At 70.8% G+C, this 19,510-nt stretch carries 20 protein-coding genes; 6 read left to right on the top strand and 14 right to left on the bottom strand.

Annotated features, from left to right (window positions below):
* Positions 1 to 218 precede the first annotated feature (218 nt).
* The 3 genes from gatC to gatB are packed head-to-tail and all read left to right on the top strand — an operon-like array spanning position 219 to position 3,500.
* Positions 219 to 518: an Asp-tRNA(Asn)/Glu-tRNA(Gln) amidotransferase subunit GatC gene (gene gatC, locus ABIC63_RS17705; RefSeq protein ID WP_294366646.1), complete on the top strand. Its 300-nt coding sequence runs from the start codon at positions 219 to 221 to the stop codon at positions 516 to 518.
* A complete protein-coding gene (gene gatA, locus ABIC63_RS17700) occupies positions 515 to 2,005 on the top strand; it encodes an Asp-tRNA(Asn)/Glu-tRNA(Gln) amidotransferase subunit GatA (protein WP_294366644.1) in 1,491 nt (496 codons plus the stop codon). The genes gatC and gatA overlap by 4 nt, the downstream gene beginning before the upstream one ends.
* A gap of 1 nt (position 2,006) precedes the next feature.
* The gene (gene gatB / locus ABIC63_RS17695) at positions 2,007 to 3,500 is read left to right on the top strand and encodes an Asp-tRNA(Asn)/Glu-tRNA(Gln) amidotransferase subunit GatB (RefSeq protein ID WP_354320751.1); all 1,494 of its coding nucleotides are present in this window, start codon (positions 2,007 to 2,009) and stop codon (positions 3,498 to 3,500) included.
* On the opposite strand, the gene ABIC63_RS17690 is transcribed toward gatB, so the two are convergent.
* Together ABIC63_RS17690 and pyrE are read right to left on the bottom strand one after the other, a co-directional pair.
* The gene (locus tag ABIC63_RS17690; RefSeq protein WP_294366641.1) at positions 3,466 to 4,170 is read right to left on the bottom strand and encodes a DUF4124 domain-containing protein; all 705 of its coding nucleotides are present in this window, start codon (positions 4,168 to 4,170) and stop codon (positions 3,466 to 3,468) included. The genes gatB and ABIC63_RS17690 overlap by 35 nt on opposite strands.
* Positions 4,163 to 4,855: an orotate phosphoribosyltransferase gene (gene pyrE, locus ABIC63_RS17685; protein ID WP_294366640.1), complete on the bottom strand. Its 693-nt coding sequence runs from the start codon at positions 4,853 to 4,855 to the stop codon at positions 4,163 to 4,165. Before pyrE ends, ABIC63_RS17690 begins: the two co-directional genes overlap by 8 nt.
* Before the next feature lie 16 nt (positions 4,856 to 4,871).
* Here pyrE and ABIC63_RS17680 point away from each other — a divergent pair, with 16 nt between their 5' ends.
* Entirely contained in the window at positions 4,872 to 5,675 is an 804-nt protein-coding gene (locus tag ABIC63_RS17680) for an exodeoxyribonuclease III (protein WP_295529481.1), read from the top strand.
* Positions 5,676 to 5,718: 43 nt separating this feature from the next.
* On the opposite strand, the gene ABIC63_RS17675 is transcribed toward ABIC63_RS17680, so the two are convergent.
* The 12 genes from ABIC63_RS17675 to ABIC63_RS17620 all read right to left on the bottom strand — a co-directional run bounded on the left by ABIC63_RS17675 (position 5,719) and on the right by ABIC63_RS17620 (position 17,524).
* Positions 5,719 to 6,144: a DUF3830 family protein gene (locus ABIC63_RS17675; RefSeq protein ID WP_234197256.1), complete on the bottom strand. Its 426-nt coding sequence runs from the start codon at positions 6,142 to 6,144 to the stop codon at positions 5,719 to 5,721.
* A 29-nt stretch (positions 6,145 to 6,173) separates the two neighbouring features.
* The gene (locus tag ABIC63_RS17670) at positions 6,174 to 7,634 is read right to left on the bottom strand and encodes an amidohydrolase family protein (protein WP_354320750.1); all 1,461 of its coding nucleotides are present in this window, start codon (positions 7,632 to 7,634) and stop codon (positions 6,174 to 6,176) included.
* Positions 7,631 to 8,692: an ABC transporter substrate-binding protein gene (locus tag ABIC63_RS17665; protein WP_354320749.1), complete on the bottom strand. Its 1,062-nt coding sequence runs from the start codon at positions 8,690 to 8,692 to the stop codon at positions 7,631 to 7,633. The genes ABIC63_RS17670 and ABIC63_RS17665 overlap by 4 nt, the downstream gene beginning before the upstream one ends.
* 75 nt (positions 8,693 to 8,767) lie before the next feature.
* Complete coding sequence (locus tag ABIC63_RS17660) at positions 8,768 to 9,619, bottom strand: ABC transporter permease (RefSeq protein WP_354320748.1); 852 nt, start codon at positions 9,617 to 9,619, stop codon at positions 8,768 to 8,770.
* On the bottom strand, positions 9,616 to 10,488 hold the full coding sequence (locus ABIC63_RS17655; RefSeq protein WP_354320747.1) for an ABC transporter ATP-binding protein: 873 nt from the start codon (positions 10,486 to 10,488) through the stop codon (positions 9,616 to 9,618). The genes ABIC63_RS17660 and ABIC63_RS17655 overlap by 4 nt, the downstream gene beginning before the upstream one ends.
* Positions 10,489 to 10,514: 26 nt before the next feature.
* Entirely contained in the window at positions 10,515 to 11,642 is a 1,128-nt protein-coding gene (atzD, locus tag ABIC63_RS17650) for a cyanuric acid amidohydrolase (RefSeq protein ID WP_354320746.1), read from the bottom strand.
* Positions 11,639 to 13,111: a dihydroorotase gene (locus ABIC63_RS17645; protein WP_354320745.1), complete on the bottom strand. Its 1,473-nt coding sequence runs from the start codon at positions 13,109 to 13,111 to the stop codon at positions 11,639 to 11,641. Before ABIC63_RS17645 ends, atzD begins: the two co-directional genes overlap by 4 nt.
* 17 nt (positions 13,112 to 13,128) lie before the next feature.
* Positions 13,129 to 13,920, bottom strand: coding sequence for an SDR family NAD(P)-dependent oxidoreductase (locus tag ABIC63_RS17640; RefSeq protein WP_076505596.1), 792 nt, complete (start codon positions 13,918 to 13,920; stop codon positions 13,129 to 13,131).
* Between the two features lie 40 nt (positions 13,921 to 13,960).
* A complete protein-coding gene (locus tag ABIC63_RS17635; RefSeq protein WP_354320744.1) occupies positions 13,961 to 15,010 on the bottom strand; it encodes an ABC transporter substrate-binding protein in 1,050 nt (349 codons plus the stop codon).
* Between the two features lie 12 nt (positions 15,011 to 15,022).
* Entirely contained in the window at positions 15,023 to 15,865 is an 843-nt protein-coding gene (locus tag ABIC63_RS17630) for a cysteine hydrolase family protein (protein WP_354320743.1), read from the bottom strand.
* 97 nt (positions 15,866 to 15,962) lie between these two features.
* Entirely contained in the window at positions 15,963 to 16,742 is a 780-nt protein-coding gene (locus ABIC63_RS17625; RefSeq protein ID WP_354320786.1) for a transporter substrate-binding domain-containing protein, read from the bottom strand.
* A 14-nt stretch (positions 16,743 to 16,756) separates the two neighbouring features.
* Positions 16,757 to 17,524 (bottom strand): alpha/beta fold hydrolase, encoded by a 768-nt coding sequence (locus ABIC63_RS17620; protein WP_354320742.1) that lies wholly within the window; start codon positions 17,522 to 17,524, stop codon positions 16,757 to 16,759.
* Positions 17,525 to 17,628: 104 nt separating this feature from the next.
* On the opposite strand from ABIC63_RS17620, the gene ABIC63_RS17615 reads away from it, so the two are divergent.
* Both ABIC63_RS17615 and ABIC63_RS17610 read left to right on the top strand, forming a co-directional pair.
* Positions 17,629 to 18,528 (top strand): helix-turn-helix domain-containing protein, encoded by a 900-nt coding sequence (locus ABIC63_RS17615; protein ID WP_354320741.1) that lies wholly within the window; start codon positions 17,629 to 17,631, stop codon positions 18,526 to 18,528.
* On the top strand, positions 18,525 to 19,433 hold the full coding sequence (locus tag ABIC63_RS17610; RefSeq protein WP_294366612.1) for a LysR family transcriptional regulator: 909 nt from the start codon (positions 18,525 to 18,527) through the stop codon (positions 19,431 to 19,433). Before ABIC63_RS17615 ends, ABIC63_RS17610 begins: the two co-directional genes overlap by 4 nt.
* Positions 19,434 to 19,510: the final 77 nt, after the last annotated feature.

Genomic DNA, 19,510 nt, shown 5'->3' with positions numbered 1-19,510 from the left:
CGGAGGGGCACGGCGGGCGCTTCGGACCGGCGTCGCCCCTGAGGTGAAGAGAGAAAAAGGGAGGAGTTGGGTGGCTTTGCCGCTCGCCGTGGCGGCCGTGCCGGCACATTGGCGGCAGTTGCGGCAAAGGCGGGATAATACCCGATTCCCCCTGGCGCTTTCCCTACTTGCAGGCCCTTCTGCATGCAAACGGGGCGCCTGCTCTCTGGGTTTTTCCGATGTCTCTCTCCACCACCGATACCGCGCGCATCGCGTCGCTGGCGCGGCTGGCGCTGGCGCCCGAAGAAAGCGAACGCCTGCGCGGCCAGATCAATGGTTTCTTCGACCTCGTCGAGCGCATGCGCGCCGTGGACACCACCGGGGTCGAGCCGCTGTCGCACCCCGTCTCCGCCATCGAGGACATCGTCCTTCGCCTGCGCGACGACGCGGCCACCGAGCCCAACCAGCGCGAGGCCAACCAGAAGAGCGCCCCCGCCGTCGAGAACGGCCTGTTCCTCGTGCCGAAGGTGATCGAATGAGCGCGCCCGACCTGCACCAACGTGGTGTGGCCGACCTGGCCCGCGCCCTGGCCGCCCGCGAAGTCTCTGCCGTGGAGACCGCCCAGCACTTCCTGGGCCGCATGGCCGCCCGGCAGGACCTGGGCGCCTTCGTGGCCGTCGATGAAGACGCGACGCTCGCCCAGGCCCGCGCCGCCGACGCAGCCATCGCGGCCGGCAGCGCCGGCCCGCTGGCCGGCGTGCCCGTCGCCCACAAGGACATCTTCGTGACCACCGGCTGGCCCAGCACCGCGGGTTCGCGCATGCTGGCCGGCTACCAGTCGCCCTTCGACGCCACCGTGGTGCGCAAGCTGGGCGAGGCCGGCATGGTCACGCTGGGCAAGCTCAGCTGCGACGAATTCGCCATGGGCTCGTCCAACCAGAACGTGGCGGTGCCAGCGGTCGGCGCCGACCAGCCCGTGCCCGTGCGCAACCCCTGGGACACGGCGCGCGTGCCCGGCGGCTCCTCCGGCGGCAGCGCCGTGGCCGTGGCCGCCGGCCTGGCGCCCGCCGCCACCGGCACCGACACCGGTGGGTCGATCCGCCAGCCGGCCAGCTTCTGCGGCATCACCGGCATCAAGCCCACCTACGGCCGCGCCAGCCGCTACGGCATGATCGCCTTCGCCTCCAGCCTGGACCAGGCCGGCCCCATGGCCCGCTCGGCCGAGGACTGCGCCCTGCTGCTGTCGGCCATGTGCGGGCCCGACCCCGACCGCGACTCCACCTCGCTGGACCGCCCGGCCGAGGACTTCTCGCAGGGGCTGACCGGCTCGCTCGACGGCCTGCGCATCGGCGTGCCCAAGGAATTCCTGGGCGAGGGCGTGGCGCCTGGCGTGCGCGCCGCCATCGAGGCCGCCCTGGCCGAGTACGAGAAGCTGGGCGCCCGCCGCGTCGAAGTGAGCCTGCCGCGCACCGAGCTGGCCATTCCCGTCTACTACATCATTGCCGCGGCCGAGGCCAGCTCCAACCTCAGCCGCTTCGACGGCGTGAAGTTCGGCCACCGCGCCAGCCAGTACAAGGACCTGGCCGAGATGTACATGAAGACCCGCGCCGAAGGCTTCGGCGACGAGGTCAAGCGCCGCATCATGATCGGCACCTACGTGCTCTCGCACGGCTATTACGACGCCTACTACCTGCAGGCGCAGAAGGTGCGCCGGATGATCGCGGACGACTTCCAGGCGGCCTTCCGCGACTGCGACGTCATCGCCGGCCCCGCCGCGCCCACCGTGGCCTGGGCCATCGGCGCGCACAGCGACGACCCCGTGGCCGACTACCTGGCCGACATCTTCACCCTGCCCGGCTCGCTGGCCGGCCTGCCGGGCCTCTCGCTGCCCTGCGGCTTCGACGGCGGCATGCCCGTGGGCCTGCAGCTGATCGGCAACTACTTCGCCGAAGGCCGGCTGCTGAACGCCGCCCACCGCTTCCAGCAGGCCACCGACTGGCACCAACGCACGCCCACCGGCTTCTGAGATGAGCACCGAGACCAACACCTTCGCCGCCGCCCAGGAGGGCCGCCCCACCGGCCCGCTGGTGCAGGGCTATGAAGTCGTCATCGGCTTCGAGACGCATGCGCAGCTCTCCACCCAGAGCAAGATCTTCAGCCGCGCGCCCACCGCCTTCGGCGCCGAGCCCAACACGCAGGCCTGCGCCGTGGACCTGGCCCTGCCCGGCACGCTGCCGGTGATGAACCGCGGCGCCGTCGAGCGCGCCATCCGCCTGGGCCTGGCGCTGGGCAGCACCATCGCGCCGCGCAGCATCTTCGCGCGCAAGAACTACTTCTACCCCGACCTGCCCAAGGGCTACCAGATCAGCCAGTACGAGATTCCGGTCGTGCAGGGCGGCTCGGTCAGCTTCTGGCTGGGCGAGGAACTCAAGACCGTGCGCCTGGTGCGCGCCCACCTCGAAGAAGACGCCGGCAAGTCGCTGCACGAGGACTTCGTCGGCCAGTCGGGCATCGACCTCAACCGCGCCGGCACGCCGCTGCTGGAAATCGTGACCGAGCCCGACATCCGCTCCTCCGCCGAGGCCGTGGCCTATGCGCGCGAGTTGCACAAGATCGTGACCTGGATCGGCATCTGCGACGGCAACATGCAGGAAGGGTCCTTCCGCTGCGACGCCAACGTGTCGGTGCGCCGACCGGGCCAGCCGCTGGGCACGCGCCGCGAGATCAAGAACCTCAACAGCTTCCGCTTCATGCAGCAGGCGATCGACTTCGAGATCCGCTGGCAGATCGAGCAGATCGAGGACGGTCACGCCATCCAGCAGGCCACAGTGCTGTTCGACCCCGACACGGGCGAGACGCGCGCCATGCGCACCAAGGAAGACGCGGCCGACTACCGCTACTTCCCCGACCCGGACCTGCCGCCGCTGGTGATCGGCCGCGACTGGGTCGATGCGGTGAAGGCGCGGATGCCGGAGCTGCCGCGCGCCATGGCCGAGCGCTACGTGCGCGACTTCGGCCTGACCGACTACGACGCCACCCAGCTCACGCAGAGCCCCGCGCATGCCGCCTACTTCGACGCCGCCGTGGCCGCGGGCGCCACGCCCAAGCTGGCCAGCAACTGGCTGTCGGGCGAGATCGCCAAGCGCCTGAACACGCAGGAGATCGGCATCGAGGCCGCGCCGGTCAAGCCCGCCCAGCTGGCGCAGCTGATCGGCCGCATCGGCGACGGCACCATCTCCAACAACGCTGCCCGCCAGGTGTTCGATGCGCTCTGGAGCGGCGAGGGCGAGTCGGTCGATGCCCTCATCGAGGCCAAGGGCCTCAAACAGATGAACGACACCGGCGCGCTGGAGAAGATCGTGGACGACGTGCTCGCGAAGAACGAGAAGAACATCGCCGAATACCGCGCCGGCAAGGAAAAGGCCTTCAACGCCCTGGTCGGCCAGGTGATGAAGGAGAGCAAGGGCAAGGCCAACCCGGCCCAGGTCAACGCGTTGCTGAAGGCGCGGCTGGGGGGCTGAGGCCCCAGAGCCGGTCCAGGCGCTGGCGCTCCTCGTCGAAGCGGGCGTCGATGCGCTGCTTCTCGCCCTGCTGCTCGTGGAGCAGCCGCTCCTGCAGCGTGACGGCCGCTGCGTTGTCGGCAAGGCGTGCCTTCAGCGCCGCAGGGACCTGGGACGGGTCCTTGCTGTAGAACTCCAGCTCCTCGTCCAGCTTGCGGCGCGCCTGCGCCAGCTCGGCCAGCCGCTTGCGCGCGGCGCCGATTTCCGCTTCGGCCTGGGCCAGCGCCTCGGCGCGCCGGCGGTCGTGCGCCGCCGCATCGGGGTAGCGCGCCAGCAGCGCCAGGTCGCGCCGGCGTTCGTCCCTGCGCTGGGCCGCGGCCCGTTCCTCGTCCTTGCGGCGCTGGTCGCGCTCCGCCTGCTGCTGCGGCGACAGCGCGGGTTCGATGCGCCGCCGCACGCTGCCACTGGGCGACAGCTCCAGCTGCAGCCGGTCGGCGCATTCGGGGATGAATCGATCGGAGGTCAGGCGCCGTCCGCCCGCATCGGTGCAGCTGTAGATGCTGCCCGGCGCGCCGCCTGCGGTGGCCTGGGCCTGGACCTGGGCCGGAGGAAGCCCGCCGACGGCAAGCGTTGCAAGGCCCGCCAGCGTGCGCAGCGCCCGCGCGACGGCGGGGCTGCGCGGATCAGGCACCGTAGCGCTCGCGGTAGGCCTGCACACTGGCACGGTGGGCGCGCAGGTCGGCGCCGGCGCGCTGGTCCAGGTAGGCCAGCAGGTCGTCGAGCGTGGCGATGGCCACCACGGCCATGCCCAGCTGATCGCGCACGTACTGCACCGCGCTGTGGGGCACATCCTGGCCGTTCTCGGTCGCCTGTTCCTGGCGGTCCAGCGCGATGGCCACGGCATGCGGCGTGGCACCGGCGGCGCGGATGGTGGCAATGGATTCGCGCACCGCAGTGCCGGCGGACATGACGTCGTCCACGATCAGCACCCGGCCGACCAAAGGCGCACCGACCAGCGAGCCGCCCTCGCCATGGTCCTTGGCTTCCTTGCGGTTGTAGGCGAAGGGCACGTTGCGGCCGCGGCGCGCCAGCTCGGCCGCAACGGTCGCGCCCAGGGGAATACCCTTGTAGGCGGGGCCGAAGATCATGTCGAACTCCAGGCCGGAGTCCATCAGGCGCGCTGCATAGAATTCCGCGAGCCGCGCGATGCGGGCGCCGTCGTTGAACAGGCCCGCGTTGAAGAAGTAGGGGCTGAGGCGCCCGGCCTTGGTCTTGAACTCGCCGAAGCGCAGCACGCCAGCCTCGATCGCGAACGCCACGAAGTCCTGCGCCAGGCGCTCGTTCTGATGCTGCTGCTGCCTCTCGTCCACTGCCATCCGGATTCCTCGAAACGTGTTCAAACTCACCAGCCTCAACCTCAACGGCCTGCGTTCCGCCTCGACAAAAGGGGTCGCCGACTGGGTGGCCGAAGCGGCGCCGGATTGTATTTGTATGCAGGAGATCCGCGTCCAGGCCAGCGACGTGCAGGGCCGCTTCGAAAAAATGGCCGGCCTGAACGGCCACTTCCACTTCGCCGAGAAGAAGGGCTACGCCGGCACCGCCATCTACACGAAGCACGAGCCCACCGACATCGTGATCGGCTGGGGCAACACCGAGTTCGACGCCGAGGGCCGCTATCTGGAGCTGCGCTTCGACACGCCGGCGCGCAAGCTGTCGATCATCAGCTGCTACTTCCCGAGCGGCAGCTCGGGCGAGGAGCGGCAGGCCGCCAAGTTCCGCTTCCTCGAAGGCTTCATGCCCTACCTGGTGGAACTGAAGCGCACCCGCGAATTCATCCTGTGTGGCGACATCAACATCGCCCACAAGGAAGCCGACCTGAAGAACTGGAAGGGCAACCTCAAGAACAGCGGCTTCCTGCCCGAGGAGCGCGCCTGGATGACGCGCCTGCTCGACGCCGGCGCCGAGGGCGCGGGCCTGGTGGACGTGTATCGCCACCTGCAGCCCGACACCACCGACGCCTGCTACACATGGTGGAGCAACCGCGGCCAGGCCTATGCCAAGAACGTGGGCTGGCGGCTGGACTACCACCTGGCCACGCCGGCCATGGCGCAGCTCGCGCGCAGCGAGCACATCTTCAAGACGATCAAGTTCAGCGACCACGCGCCGATCACGATCGACTACGACTTCACGCTCTGAGGGTCACCGATCCGGCCGCGGGGCAACTGGCTTGCGGGGCGGCTCAGCCCAGGCTGAACACCACGTCCTGCGCGCCTTCCCACAGCACGCGCCGGCCCAGCTCGGGCAGGTGCTCGCGGCCTTCGACGATGGTGAGGAAGTGGTTGCCGGCCAGCGTGCCCATGCGGCTGGCGAAGCTGCAGGCGCCGTAGGCCAGGATGATCTCGGTCTCGCTGTAGCCGCCCGGGTAGAACAGCACATCGCCGCGTGACGGATGGCTGGTGTGGTTCTCGAAGCCCACGGGCGCGCCCTCGTTGGTCAGGCGGAACTCGCCCAGCGGCACCCAGCAGCCTTCGCCGCTCCAGCGCACGTGGATGAGCTTCTGCCGGTAGGGCAGCAGCTGCAGGAAGGCGGCCACGGTCTGCGGCGCGTCGGGATGGGTCTCGGCGACGAAGTCGAAGCCGGCGGCCTGGATGCGGATGCGGGTCATGAAGAGGGATTCTGGAAAAAGGAGAAGGGTCAGCAGCAGCCGCCCAGGAAGCGGCCGTCGCGGCAGAAGGGGGCCAAGTCCTCGGCGAAGGCCTGGACAGTGCGGCGCCAGCCGGCATGGGCAGTATCCGCCGCCAGGGCCGCACGCATGCGCGCCCGCAGCTCGACCTGCAGGGCGACCTCGTCCACGCCGAGCACGCGGCCGGCCTCGACCACGGTGCGGCCACCGGCGATGACGGTGTGCACATGCCGGCCGCTGCCCCGGGCGAGCAGCAGGTGCAGCGGATCGACGTCGTCGAACAGGGCGTCGTCGTCCAGCGCGTCCCAGTCGAGCAGCACGAGGTCCACCCGCTCGCCCGGTGCGATGCGCCCGCGCGAGGCGAAGCGCCAGAGCTGGGCCGGCGTCATGGTGGTGTCGTAGCCCCAGCCGCGGTGCAGCGCATAGGCCAGGCGTGCTTCGCGCAGGGCGTCGTCGTCCTCGTCGAAGGCCATGCCGTCCAGCCCCATGGCCACGCGGCAGCCGCTCGCCAGCATCTGCGCCAGCGGGGCGATGCCTGATTGGAGGCCCAGGTTGGAGCTGGTGTTGACCGCGATGGTCGCGCCGCGTTCGGCGATCAGGGCCAGTTCCTCCGGCCGCGCCCAGGTGCAATGCGCCAGCGTGAGCCGCGGGCCGAGCAGGCCGATGTCGTCCAGGAAGCGCACGATGCCGCCCGGATGTGCGGCATCGGCCCAGGCGCGCTGGTACTGCGTCTCCAGCAGGTGCATGTGCACGCGGCGGCCGGTGTCGGCCGAGGCCTGGGCGATGGCTTCGAGCAGCGGCGTGCTGCACCACTGCACGCCGGTGGGGCCGTACTGCAGGTCCGCATGGGCGCCGAGCCCTTCGTCGGCGAAGCGCTGCGCCACCTCCTCCACCAGCGCGAGCTGCAGCGCAGGCGGCACGGAGGGCGCCGACAGCCGGCGGGCGATGTCGTCGCGGATCGCCGGGCGCAGCGCGGCCAGCACCGCCGCGTCGTCGGCATAGCCCAGCCCGTGGCGGTCGCGCAGGGCCACCGCGAAGCCGATGCGCACGCCCACGTCGCGTGCGGCCCGGCCCACGGCCGCCGCCTCGTCGACATAGGGCAGGCCGCCCTGCACGCGGGTGTAGTGCACCATCAAGTCCACCACGCCGTTGCGCAGCGAGCGGGCGAAGGAGGTCGCGGCGCACAGGTACGGGTCCATGCCCGGCACCACACCCAGGAAGGGCAGCCAGCTTTCGAGCGGTTGCCCGAAGGCACCCAGCGTGGCGCTGCGCACGGTGCGCGCGTGGTCGTGCGCATTGGCCAGCGCCGGCAGCGCCAGACGACGGCGGCCGGGCACCGGGTCGGGCAGCGCTTCGATGGCGGCCACGCGCCCGCCTTCGAGGTGGATGCGCCGGTCGCGCTGCGCGGGCGCGGCACCGGGCTCGCCCAGCAGCCAGGCGCAGTCGATGGCGGTGGGGGCGGCGGCGCTCATCGCTTGGCAACCGTGCGCTCGGCCAGGGGCGGCAGAAAGCGGCGGTCGAACACCTCGGCGGCCGTGGGCACGCGCGGCAGGTCGAAGGCCTCCTTGAGCTGCAGGAAGGCGCGGGCGAAGCGGGCATCGCTGATATCGCCCAAGCCCTGCGTCGCCACCTCGGGCGTGAGCATGACGGTCTTGAGCGTGTAAAGCAGACGGCGCTTCTCCAGATCCTTGTTGAGCAGCGGCTCGCGCTTGACCAGGGCCGCGATGGCGGCGTCGGGATCGGCGATGGTGTCGCGCACCGCGTGATTGATCGCCCGCACCAGGCCGGCCACGGCCTCGGGCCGCTCGCGCAGCAGCTGCGGCGACACCATCACGCCGTTGCCGTAGAGCTCGACACCGTAGTCGCCGTAATGGAACCAGCGGATGTCCTTGTCGGGATCGATGCCCTGCGCCACGAGATTCATGTAGCTGGTGACGGAGAACACGGCCGCGGCATCCACATGGCCCTTGAGCAGCAGCTGCTCCTGCAGGTTGGGCGCCACATTGGTCCAGGCGACCTTGGCGGCATCGATGCCGGTGCGCGCCGCGATCACCGGGAACATGCGGGCCGCCGCACCCCCGGCCGGCGTGCCGACGGTGCGGCCCTGCAGGTCCTGCGGCGTGCGGACAGGCCCGTCGGCCTTGGCGATCAGCGCGAAGGGCGCGCGGTTGTAGAGCATGTAGACCATCACCGGCGCCTGGCCGGGCTTGGCGGTGGCGTTCTGCACGATGGCGTTCACATCGCCGAAGCCGGCCTGGTAGGCACCGGCCATGATCTTCGTGACGGTGGCCGCCGAGCCGTCGCCCTGGTCGATGGTCACGGCCAGCTTCTCGCGGGCGAAGTAACCGCGATCCTGCGCGAGGTAGTACCAGGCATGCACGCCCTGGAGCTTCCAGTCGAGCACGAACTTGATCGGGGTGTCGGTCTGTGCAGCGGCCGGTGCCGGCGCCAGCGCGGCGCCCAGGGCTACGAGCACTGACGCAGCCGACAGCGCCAGGCCGGCGCTGCGGCGCGAGAAAAGGCGGGGCATGGAAGCTCCTTGAAAGGCGAAAGAAGAGAGGGCTGGACACTCGCGTGCCCAGGCTTCGACAGGCTCAGGCCGGACTCAGGCGCCGGTCGCCGCCAGGTCGGTCTTGCGCTGGGACCAGCCGGTCACGCGCCGCTCCACCAGCGCCGACAGCGCATAGAGCAGCACACCCATGGCCGCCAGCAGGAAGAGTCCGGCGAACACCATCGGCACGTCGAAGTTGCCGCTCGCGATCATCATCACGGTGCCGATGCCGCGGTTGGAGGCCACGGTCTCCGAGAGCACCGTGCCCACGAAGGACAGCGTGATGGCGATCTTGAGCGACGCGAACAGGTAGGGCATGGCCCGCGGCAGGCCCACGTTCCAGAGGATGTCGCGCTTGCGTGCGCCCAGCACGCGCAGCACGTCCTCCAGCTCCGGCTCGGTGCTGGCCAGCCCGGTGGCCACGTTGACCACCACCGGGAAGATGCTGATGACCATCGAGGTGAGCACCGCCGGCACGGTACCGGCGCCGAACCACACGACGAACAGCGGCACCACCGCCACCTTCGGAATGCTGGAGAAGCCCACCAGCAGCGGATAGGTGACGTCATAGGCCAGCCGCGACGAGCCGATGCCCACGCCGATGACGATGCCCGCCGCCACGCCCAGCGCGAAGCCGAGCAGCGTGGTGTAGAGCGTCTGCACCGTGTGCGGCCACAAGAGCGGCATGCGCTCGATGAGCACGCGGGCGATCTGGCTGGGCCGGGGCAGCACCAGGTCCGAGATGCCGCTGGCCAGGCAGACCAGCTCCCAGGCCAGGAAGAAGCCGATCAGGGCCAGGCCGGACAGCAGGCGCTGGCGCGCCAGCGGGGACAGGCGCGGCGCGGCGGGGCTGGCGGCTTCGGCTGCGGGCTCGACCGCGTCCGCGGTGTTCACGCGCGCGTTCATGCTGCCACCCCCTGCAGCGCAGTGGGCATGGCAGCTGCGGCAGCGGCCGTGTCGCTCTCGCAGCGCGCCTCGGCGATGCGCATGCGCAGCTGCTGCACCAGCGCGCCGAAGGCCGGGTCGTAGCTGGACTGCAGCGTGCGCGGTCGGGCGAAGTCCACGTCGCGCGTCTCCAGGATGCGGCCGGGCCGCGCGCTCATCACGCAGATGCGGTTGGCCAGGTAGGCCGACTCGCGCAGGTCGTGGGTCACCAGCAGCACCGTGGGCCGCTGGGTCATCCACAGCGTCTGCATGATGTCCCACAGCTCCTCGCGGGTGAACTGGTCGAGGGCGCCGAAGGGCTCGTCCAGCAGCAGCAGCTCGGGCTGGTGCACCAGCGCGCGGCACAGCGAGGCGCGCTGCAGCATGCCGCCCGACAGCTGCCAGGGCCGCTTGTCGCCGAAGCCGCGCAGGCCCACCTGCGCCAGCAGCGCGTCGGCGCGCTCGGCGTACTCGCCGCGCTTCTTGCGGGCGTAGTCCTGGCGGAAGGGCTCGACGATCTTCAGCGGGATCATCACGTTTTCGCGGATCGTCAGCCACGGCAGCATGGTCGGGTTCTGGAAGGCGAGGCCGATGCGCAGTGCCGGCCGGCCGGCCGCCATGGGGCGTGCACCCGCCGGCCCGACCTCGCGGCCGCCGGCGATCACCGCACCCGAGGTGGGCCGCAGCAGTCCGGCCAGCAGCTTGAGGATGGTCGACTTGCCGCAGCCGCTGGGGCCGACCAGGGCCACGAAGTCGCCCCGGTCGATGCCCAGCGTGGTGTGGTCCAGGGCGATGGTGCCGCCGCCGTAGCGCAGCATCACGTTGGAGAGTTGGATGAAGCTCTGGCTCATGGGATGTTCCAGCAAGGAATGGAAGCTCAGGCCACGCGCACCAGCGCGGCCACCGGGCCGCCGCCGGGCGGGCCCTGATGCTCGGCACCGCCCGACACGTACAGCGCCGTGCGGCCGACCACCGAGGCCAGCACGGCCCCGACGGCGGCACGCGCATGGCGCGTCGAGTGGATGTCCGAGTCGTTCAGCATGGTGTGGCGCGCCTCGCGCACCCGGCCGTCGGGGCTGGCCTCGGCCTTGGCCAGCAGGTTGACCAGCCGCTGCGCGATGAGGGCCGCGTCGGCTTCCGGATCCAGGCCGAAATGCTCGCGCAGCAGCGTGCGCAGGCCGGCGGTGTCCACCGCGTCGCGCATCAGCGCATGGCCGATGCGCAGCGGCGAGGCGCTGCCCGCCGCCTCGCCCAGCACGATGACCACGTTGCCTTCCAGCTCGATGCCGGCCGACACGGAGGCGCGGGCCGAATGAAGGCTGAGGTCGTGCAGCACGGCGGCGTCGGTGGCGCGCGCCGGGTCGATCTCGCCCAGGGCCACGCCCACGCCCAGGGCCGAGGCGGCGCGCGAGTAGCCCATCGACTCGTAGGTGTCGCGCGTGACCGTGTCCTGCCCGCGGCCGAGCGCGTCGTCCACCTTGGCCGAAGTGAGCAGCGGGCACTTGACCTGCACGAAGTGGACGTCGGCGGCGCTGTCGATGCCGGCGTCGCGCATGGCGGCCTGCACCGCCTCGGCCGTGGCGGCGATCTGCGCCTGGCGGCCCATCTCCTCCGGCGCGAAGTCGCGCGTGTGGGCGATGCCGACCACCAGCCGCTTCTCGCCTTCGACCACCTCGTGCGGCAGGGCCGCGCGGCGGGTGAACACGGTGAAGTGCGGCGACAGCACGCCCTCGGTGCCGCCGGACATCACCAGCGCCACCTGCGCATGCACCGCCTGCGGCGTGCAGCCGCGGTGCGGCGCCAGGTAGTGGCACCAGGCCATGGCGGCGAAGTCGCGGGTGTGGTCGTTGACACAGCCGTTGCCCTCGGTCTTGCCCATGACGGCGACGATGTGGCGCGGGTCGAGCATGCCGGCCTCGACCAGCGCCTGCACGCCGCTCAGGTCGCCGGGGCCGCGGCAGGGCACCACATGGGCATCCACATGCTGGGGGACGGTGCCGCTCATCTCGCGCTCCAGTCCACCTCGCCTACCGGCACCGCGGTCGGCGGCACGCCGGGCGGCGTCTCAAGGATGGCGCGGCTGTAGTGCTCGGTGTTGCGCGGCCGCGGCGTGGGCATCTTCTGCACCGCCTTGACCGAGCGGCCCCAGCCCACGGCGTCCTCCACCAGCCGGCCGTCGCGCATGACGAAGCGCCCACGCAGCAGCGTGTGCAGCGGATAGCCCTGCACCGGCCGCCCGTGCCAGGGCGAGATGCGGCTGATGCTCTGCAGCTTGTTCTGCGACAGCACGCCCTGGCGCGCCATGTCGACGATGGCGATGTCGGCATGGGCGCCGGGCGCAATCACGCCCTTGGTGCCATACAGGCCCCAGGCCTTGGCCGGCGCGACGGCGCTCCATCGCACGTAGTCCATCAGCGAGGCGCGGCCACGGTTGACCTCGGTGAGCATCAGCGGCATCTGCGTCTCCACGCCGGGGAAGCCACAGTCGCAGTCCCAGATGCTCTCGCGCGTCTTCTCCTCCGGCGCATGCGGCGCGTGGTCGGTGGCGATCATGTCCAGCGTGCCGTCCATCAGCGCGTCCCACAGCGGCTGGTTGTGGCGTGCCTCGCGGATGGGCGGGTTCAGGCGCATCACGCCGCCGAGCTTCGACATGTGCCCGGTGTTGAGCAGCAGGTACTGCGGGCAGGTCTCGGCCGTCACGTCCACGCCGCGGCGCTTGGCCTCGCGCAGCAGGAAGAGCGAATCGGCCGCGCTGTGGTGGGCGATGTGCACCCGCGCGCCGGTCCACTCGGCCAGCGTGAGCACGCGGCCGATGGCCTCGATCTCGGCCACGGCGGGCCGCGCCGCCAGGTGCGCCAGGGCGTCGATGCGGCCGGCCTCCTGCATCTTCTTCTGGCGGCGGAACAGGATCGACGAGTTCTCCGCATGCACCACGGTGCGCACGCCCAGCGGCGCCAGCGTCTCGAAGCCCTCCAGCAACGCACCGTCGGTGGGCGCGGGCAGGTTGCCGAAGGTGTTGCCGACGAAGGCCTTGAAGCTGGTGACGCCGGCCTCCAGCAGTTCCTCCAGCCGCTCGATGGTGTCGTCGCCCAGCAGGCCGTGGATGCCGAAGTCGCAGTACGAGGCCTCGGCCGCCTTCTGCTTGAGCCGCAGCGCCTCCACGGTGCCCGTGGCTGGCGAGGTGTTGGGCATGTCGAAGACGGTGGTCACGCCGCCCAGGGCCGCGGCGGCCGAGCCGGTGCGCCAGGTCTCCTTGTGCGGATAGCCCGGATCGCGGAAGTGCACATGGCTGTCGATGGCGCCGGGCAGCAGGAACAGGCCGTCGGCCCGCAGTTCTTCGCGCGCCGGCGGCATGGTGTCGTCGTGGCCCACGGCCACGATCTGCTCGCCGGCGATGGCCACGCTGGCGGGCACGATGGCGACGGGCGAGACCACGCTCGCGCCGCGGATGACGAGGTCGACTTCGGGTCGCATGGTGTTCGCTCCCGTTCTCAGAGAGCGGCCCAGCCGCCGTCCACCGGCAGGTCGGCGCCGGTGATCTGCCGCGACACCTCGCTGGCCATGAACAGGCAGGCGTTGGCGATGTCGGTGTCGGTGGAGACGCGGCGCAGCGCGTAGTCGGCCGCGTGGCGCTGCATGGCTTCCTCCAGCGTGATGCCCAGGCGCTGGGCCATGTTGGCGCACACCTTCTCGCGGAAGCGCGGGCCGTCCACCATGCCGGGCGCGACGTTGTTGACGTTGATGTTGTGCGGCCCGGCCTCCAGCGCAAAGCTCTTGGTGATGCCGCGCAGGCCCCACTTGGAGGCCGAATAGGCCATGCGCCCGGCGCGCCCGCGCAGGCCGAAGGTGCCGCCCACGTTGACGATCTTGCCGCTGCGCTGCTCCACCATCGCCGGCATGACGGCGCGGATGGTGTTGAAGCAGCCGGTCATGTTCAGGCGCACGATCTCGTCGAACTCTTCCGTGGTCGTCTCCCAGCCGGTCTTGCCGATGGGGCCGGAGCCGCCGGCCACGTTGACCAGGATGTCGATGCGGCCGAAGGCGGCGAGTGCGGCCGTGGCCAGGGCCTCGGTCTGGCTGGAGACGGTGAGGTCGCAGGCCACCACCTGGGCCGGCACGCCCAGCGCGCGGGCCTCGGCGGCCACGGGTTCGATGGCGGCGGTGTCGCGGCCGGCCAGCACCAGCTTCGCGCCTTCGCGGGCGAAGGCCAGGGTGATGGCGGCGCCCATGCCCTTGGCCGGGCCGGTGATGATGGCGACCTTGTCGCGCAGTTGCAGATCCATGGCGGTCTCTTCTTTCTTCAGAGGGTCTTGTCGGTGGTGTTCAGGGCGCGACGGTGCTGGAGGGGCGCTCGGCGCGCGCCGGCAGGAAGCGGCGGTCGAAGACCTCGCCCACCTCGGGCTGGCGCGGCAGCTGGTTGGCCTCGGCCACGATGCCGATGGCCTTCTTCAGCCGCTCGTCGTCCACGTCGCCCAGGCCGATGCGGGCGATCTCGGGGTGGCTCATGTCGTTCTTCAGCGTGGCCAGCAGCTTGTCCTTCTCGACCTCGCGCTTGAGCAGCGGCTCGCGCTTCATCACCGCGTCGATGCCGGCCTCGGGATTGGCGAGCACCTCCTTGATGGCACGGTTGAGGGCCTTGACGAAGCCGGCCACGGCCTGGGGCTTCTCCTGCACGAAGCTGCGTGAGAAGAACACCGTGTTGGCATAGAGGTCCATGCCGTGGTCGCCGTAGCGGATGAAGCGCAGGTCCCTGGCCGGGTCCAGGCCCATGCCGCGGGCGCTGAAGCTCACGGTGGTCACGTAGCCGAAGGCCGCGTCGATCTGGCCGCGCACCAGCATCTGCTCGCGCAGGTTGGGCGCCATGTTGGAGATGGTGACCTTGGCGGCGTCGACCTTGGCCAGCTTGGCGAAGGCCGGGAAGAGCTTGAGCGCGCCGTCGTTGGCCGGGCCGCCGATGGTCTTGCCTTCGAGGTCCTTGGGCGTCTTGATGGGGCTGTCGCTGCGCACCACGACCGCGAAGGGCGGCGTGTTGTAGAGCATGTACACACCCACCGGCGCATCGGCCGGCCGCTTGGACGCCAGGTCGATCAGCGCGTTCATGTCGCCGAAGCCGGCCTGGTAGGTGCCGGCGGCGACCTTCGGGATCGAGGCGGCCGAGCCCTCGCCCTGGTCGATGCTGACGTCCAGCCCTTCCTGCTTGAAGTAGCCGCGGTCCTGCGCCAGGAAGAACCAGGCCTGCGGGCCTTCGTACTTCCAGTTGAGCACCAGCTTGACGGGAGTCTGCGCGGCGGCGGGTAGGGCCGCCAGGACCAGGGCGGCGGCGCCGATGAGCGGGCGCGTCCAGCGTGCGAGAAGGGAGAGGGTCGAGGTCATGGCGAAGGTTCCTCAGACAGGGTTGGAAGGAAGGTCGGGAAGGTCGGTCAGGGCCGCACCCAGGTCGGCCGCGGTCGCGGTGAAGCCGTGCAGCAGGCGCACGAGGTAGAGCACGCCTTCGGTCACGTAGTCGGGCGAGGAGGTACTGCACGCGTCCTCCAGCAGCACGCAGTCGTAGCCCAGGAAGGCCGCGTCCTGCAGCGTGGAGAACACGCAGCGGTCGGTGTTGATGCCGGCGAACAGCAGGGTGGTGATGCCGGCGTTGCGCAGCACGCTGTCGAGCTCGCTGTCCCAGAAACCCGAGAGCCGGTGCTTGTGCACCAGGATGTCGCCAGGCTCGGCCGCGAGTTCGTCGACCAGCGCCGCGCCCCAGCTGCCCTGCACCAGGGATGGGCCGTGGTCGATGGGTGAGCGCTCGCCATAGCCCACGCCCTCGGCCGTGCGCTTGCCCTTGAACTGCACCGTGGGGCCGAGGTTGCGTCGGTCGGCACGGATGCCCCAGTTGCACCAGACGAGCGGGCTGCCCGCGCGGCGCCAGGCGGGCAGCAGCGCCTGCAGCACCGGGATGGGCCGGCGCGCGGCCTGCACGTCCAGGCCCTTCTGGCCGAACCAGCCCTCGGGGTGGCAGAAGTCGTTCTGCATGTCGACCACCACCAGCGCGGTGCGGGCGAGGTCGATCACGAGCGCTTCGGGCTGTGCCGGCAGGGCCAGGGGCCGCGGCGCCGGCGGCGTGCGGACCAGGCTCAGCGTGCCGTCCTGCAGCTGCCAGCGGTTGGCGGCCGCGGGGCCGAAGCCGGGGGCGTCACCGGTGGCCGTGTCCAACTTGGTGCCGGGAGTGCGTTCATCGCTGTGCATGCGCCAGAAGCACGCATCGCCCGTGCCACCAGCGCTCACTTTCCGGCGCTTTATCGCGGTAGCGCCGTTGCCGTTCTGGCAACGGCGCCACCACGCCTCAGAGATTGGCCGGCAGCGGCTGCTTGAGCCAGCGCGTGGCCATGCCGCCGAGCCGGCCGTTGCCCTTGATCTCGGCAATGGCGGCGTTGATCCGCTCGAGCAGCCGCTGCTCGCCCTTGGTGACCGCCGCGCACACGGGCGAGTTCATCAGCAGGAACTTCTGCTCCGGCTTGCGCGGCGGGTTCTTCTCCATGATGGCCGCAGCCACGATGTTGCCGACCGACATGAGGTCGCTCTGCCCGCTCAGGAAGGAACTGATCGTGTTGCTGTGGTCCTCGTAACGCTGGATCGCGGCCTCGGGCGGTGCCATCTTCGTGAGCAGCTGGTCTTCGAGCGTGCCGCGCGTCACGGCGATCTTCTTGCCCGCCAGGTCGGCCACGCCGGTGGCGGTCTGGTCGACCGGGCCGAACACGCCGATGTAGTACGGTGCGTAGGGCTGGGTGAAGTCCACCACCTTGGCGCGCTCCTCGTTGCGGCCGATGTTGAGCAGCAGGTCGGCCTTGTGCGTGGCCATGGTCGGGATCTTGGACTGCGCCGTCACCCGCACCAGCTCGGCCCGGACGCCCAGCGCGGCCGCCATCAGGTTGGCGAACTCCACGTCGTAGCCCTGCGGGTTCATGCTGGCATCGACCGAACCGAAGGGCGGATAGTCCAGCGTGATGGCCACGCGCAGTACGCCGGCCTTCTGCACGTCGTCGAGCGTGTCGGCCACCGCAGCCGGCAACGCGAGGAGAGAAGCCCCGGCCACCACGGCCAGGGCGAGGAGGGAGCGTCGGATCATGATGCAAGTCCTCAGTGGGTTTCGGTCAGGAAGGCATGCAGGGCGGCGTCGAAGGCCTCGGGCGTCTCGACCATCGGCGTGTGCCCGCTGTCGGGCATGTGCGCGAGGCGGCTGTTCGGGATGCCGGCCAGCAGCGTGTTCGCGTGGTCGCTCGTGCGGCCCGCGTCGTGTGCGCCGAACACCACCAGCGTGGGTGCGGTGATCTTCGGCAGCAGCGGCCGGCAGTCGGTGTCGAGCAGGCTCTGCTGCACGTCGATCATGGCCGCCAGCGGTGCCGTCTGGGCACGCGCCACGTAGTCCTCGAAGAAGTCCCCGGGCAGCTCGCGGAACCAGTGCGCGCTGATCTCTCGCAGGTTGGCATGGCCGTTGTCGCGCAGATCCTGCAGCAGCACCCGGCCCAGCGTGTGGTTGGTCATGACCGCGCCGGTGCACACCAGCACCACACCGCCGTAGCGCTGGGGGTCGTTCGACGCGGCGATCTGGCTCACCACGCCGCCCATCGAATGGCCCCCGATCACGGGCTTCTCGAGATCGAGCGCGTCGACGAAACCGCGCACGCGCCGGGCCAGCGACTGCACGCTGTAGCCGTCGGGCGGCGCGGCCGAGCGCAGGAAGTTGTCGATGGCGTAGCCGCGCCAGCCGGGCGGCAGCGACTGCAGCGTGCGCTCCCACAGTTCGCTGGAGCTGCCGAAGCCGCCGTGCAGCAAGACGACGGCGCGCTCGCCGCTGCCGGCTTCGATGTAGTGGACGGGTACCCCGTCGACAGAAATGGTGGGCATGTTCGTTGCGTGATGTTGCGATGGCCGGGCCAGCGTAGGCCGGCCCGCCCGGCGTCACAACGTGCAATTTCGCGAACTGATTCATTAACGAGACGGCAGCCGCCATGACCACCCCCCACCACTACGCCCACATCGGGGAGCGCCTGCGAAGCCGGCGCCAGGACGCGCGCCTGAGCACCGAGCAGGTGGCACGCGCGGCGGGCATCTCGCGCGCGCTCCTCTACCGCTACGAGTCGGGCGAGGTGGTCAAGCTCGAGGTGCTGGAGAAGCTGGCCCGGCTGTACGAAACCTCGACCGGTGCCTTGCTCGGCCTGGGCAACGAGTACATCACCCACGGCATGCTGTTCTTCGACCGCCAGCAGCGGCTGGAGGCCGAGGCCACGCAGATGACGGTGGTGTTCGGTCCGCAGGCCTACATGCTGAGTTCCGACGCCTACGACACCGCGCTGGCCGAACGGCTGGTCGACCGGCGCGACGACCAGACCGCCCTGAGCCCGGCCGAGGCCGATCGCCTGATGCACCTGCTGGCCAAGCGCAAGACGACCTTCGCGCGCAACAGGCCGGCGCTCGTCAACATCGTGCCGGTGGGCGACATCGAGCGCTACCTGACGCACGGTCTGGGCGGCCACCCGCTGCTGCCGGCGGCCGAGCGCGCTGCCCGGCGGCTCGCAGCACGGCGCGAGATGGAGCGACTGGCCGGCCTCATCGCCTCGCCGCCGATGGGCGTACAGGTCGTGCTGACCACCCAGCCGCTGCCGACCTCGGGCTTCCAGCTGCTTCAGTTGCCGCATGGGCGCCGCGTGCTGGTGACGAGCCCCTTCCGCATCGTGGAGCCGACGAACCTGCACTACGGCGTGGCGATGATCAGCGAGGACCAGGAAGCCCTGCGCCTGCACGAGACGCTCGCCGCGCGCCTGTGGGACACCGCCCTGAAGGGGGCGGACGCCACGGCGGAACTGGCGCGACTGCTGCACGCGCACGCCGACACCACAATGGCCGCATGAACCACCTTCGCCTGCTGCGCTACGTCGACGAGGTGGCGCGCATCGGCTCCATCCGTCAGGCCGCGGAGCGGCTGCATGTGGCGCCCTCGGCCGTCAACCGCCGCATCCAGGACATCGAGGAGGAGCTGGGCACGCCTCTTTTCGAGCGGCTGCCGCGCGGCATGCGGCTGACGGCCGCGGGCGAGCTGTTCGTGCGCTACATCCGCGACCGCGGCGCCGAGCTGGAGCGCGTGCGCTCCGAGATCGAGGAACTGCAGGGCCTGCGCCGCGGCCGCGTGCGGCTGGTGGCCAGCCAGGCCCTGGCGCCGCGCTTCCTGCCCGCGGCCATCGCGGCCTTCCGCGAGACGCATCCGCTGGTGGCCTTCGACGCGCGCATCGGCGACCACGTGCACGCCGCCGAGGCCCTGCGCAGCCTGGACACCGACCTGGCCCTGGTCTTCAACCTGCCGGCTGAGGCCGACATCCAGCGGCTGGACGTGGCCGGCCAGCGGCTGATGGCCATGATGCATGCCGAGCATCCGCTGGCCGGCCGCAGCGCCCTGCGGCTGCGCGACTGCGCCGACTATCCGGTGGTGCTGCCCAACCGCGACATCGGCGGGCGCCAGCTGCTGGAGCGCTTCCTCGCGCGCAGCTCCACCCGCTTCCAGCCCATGGTGGAGAGCAACAGCTTCGAGTTCCTGCGCGGCTGCCTGGCCGACCGCCGGTCCATCACCTTCCAGATGGCCGTGGGCACCGAGCTCGGCGACCCCGAGCTGGTGGCCCGCGCCATCGAGGACCGGGCCTTTCCGCAGGGCGAGCTGGTGCTGGGCTGCCTGCGCGGGCGCCAGCTGCCGGTGATCGCCTATGCCTTCGCCGAATTCCTGCGCGGGCGGCTCGCGGAGCTGGACAAGGCCGGCCCGGGCTGAGCCGGGTCTTGCCGCGCATCGGCCGCGGCCCGGACCGAACGCGCGGGTTCGCCGTCGCCCAGTCCGCTGCGGCGGTT

This window comes from Pseudacidovorax sp. 1753 (genome assembly GCF_040544975.1).
In the GTDB taxonomy this organism is placed as follows: Bacteria; Pseudomonadota; Gammaproteobacteria; order Burkholderiales; family Burkholderiaceae_C; genus Xenophilus.
The sequence above is the reverse complement of the archived record's forward strand: the minus strand, read 5'-3'. Positions and strand labels throughout refer to the sequence as shown.

What these genes read in the sequence shown, in the direction of transcription:
- gatC (WP_294366646.1), top strand. Translation starts at nt 219, where the DNA reads ATGTCTCTCTCCACCACCGATACCGCGCGCATCGCGTCGCTGGCGCGG.
- gatA (WP_294366644.1), top strand. Translation starts at nt 515, where the DNA reads ATGAGCGCGCCCGACCTGCACCAACGTGGTGTGGCCGACCTGGCCCGC.
- gatB (WP_354320751.1), top strand. Translation starts at nt 2,007, where the DNA reads ATGAGCACCGAGACCAACACCTTCGCCGCCGCCCAGGAGGGCCGCCCC.
- pyrE (WP_294366640.1), bottom strand. Translation starts at nt 4,855, where the DNA reads ATGGCAGTGGACGAGAGGCAGCAGCAGCATCAGAACGAGCGCCTGGCG.
- ABIC63_RS17675 (WP_234197256.1), bottom strand. Translation starts at nt 6,144, where the DNA reads ATGACCCGCATCCGCATCCAGGCCGCCGGCTTCGACTTCGTCGCCGAG.
- ABIC63_RS17670 (WP_354320750.1), bottom strand. Translation starts at nt 7,634, where the DNA reads ATGAGCGCCGCCGCCCCCACCGCCATCGACTGCGCCTGGCTGCTGGGC.
- ABIC63_RS17665 (WP_354320749.1), bottom strand. Translation starts at nt 8,692, where the DNA reads ATGCCCCGCCTTTTCTCGCGCCGCAGCGCCGGCCTGGCGCTGTCGGCT.
- ABIC63_RS17660 (WP_354320748.1), bottom strand. Translation starts at nt 9,619, where the DNA reads ATGAACGCGCGCGTGAACACCGCGGACGCGGTCGAGCCCGCAGCCGAA.
- ABIC63_RS17655 (WP_354320747.1), bottom strand. Translation starts at nt 10,488, where the DNA reads ATGAGCCAGAGCTTCATCCAACTCTCCAACGTGATGCTGCGCTACGGC.
- atzD (WP_354320746.1), bottom strand. Translation starts at nt 11,642, where the DNA reads ATGAGCGGCACCGTCCCCCAGCATGTGGATGCCCATGTGGTGCCCTGC.
- ABIC63_RS17645 (WP_354320745.1), bottom strand. Translation starts at nt 13,111, where the DNA reads ATGCGACCCGAAGTCGACCTCGTCATCCGCGGCGCGAGCGTGGTCTCG.
- ABIC63_RS17640 (WP_076505596.1), bottom strand. Translation starts at nt 13,920, where the DNA reads ATGGATCTGCAACTGCGCGACAAGGTCGCCATCATCACCGGCCCGGCC.
- ABIC63_RS17635 (WP_354320744.1), bottom strand. Translation starts at nt 15,010, where the DNA reads ATGACCTCGACCCTCTCCCTTCTCGCACGCTGGACGCGCCCGCTCATC.
- ABIC63_RS17630 (WP_354320743.1), bottom strand. Translation starts at nt 15,865, where the DNA reads ATGCACAGCGATGAACGCACTCCCGGCACCAAGTTGGACACGGCCACC.
- ABIC63_RS17620 (WP_354320742.1), bottom strand. Translation starts at nt 17,524, where the DNA reads ATGCCCACCATTTCTGTCGACGGGGTACCCGTCCACTACATCGAAGCC.
- ABIC63_RS17615 (WP_354320741.1), top strand. Translation starts at nt 17,629, where the DNA reads ATGACCACCCCCCACCACTACGCCCACATCGGGGAGCGCCTGCGAAGC.
- ABIC63_RS17610 (WP_294366612.1), top strand. Translation starts at nt 18,525, where the DNA reads ATGAACCACCTTCGCCTGCTGCGCTACGTCGACGAGGTGGCGCGCATC.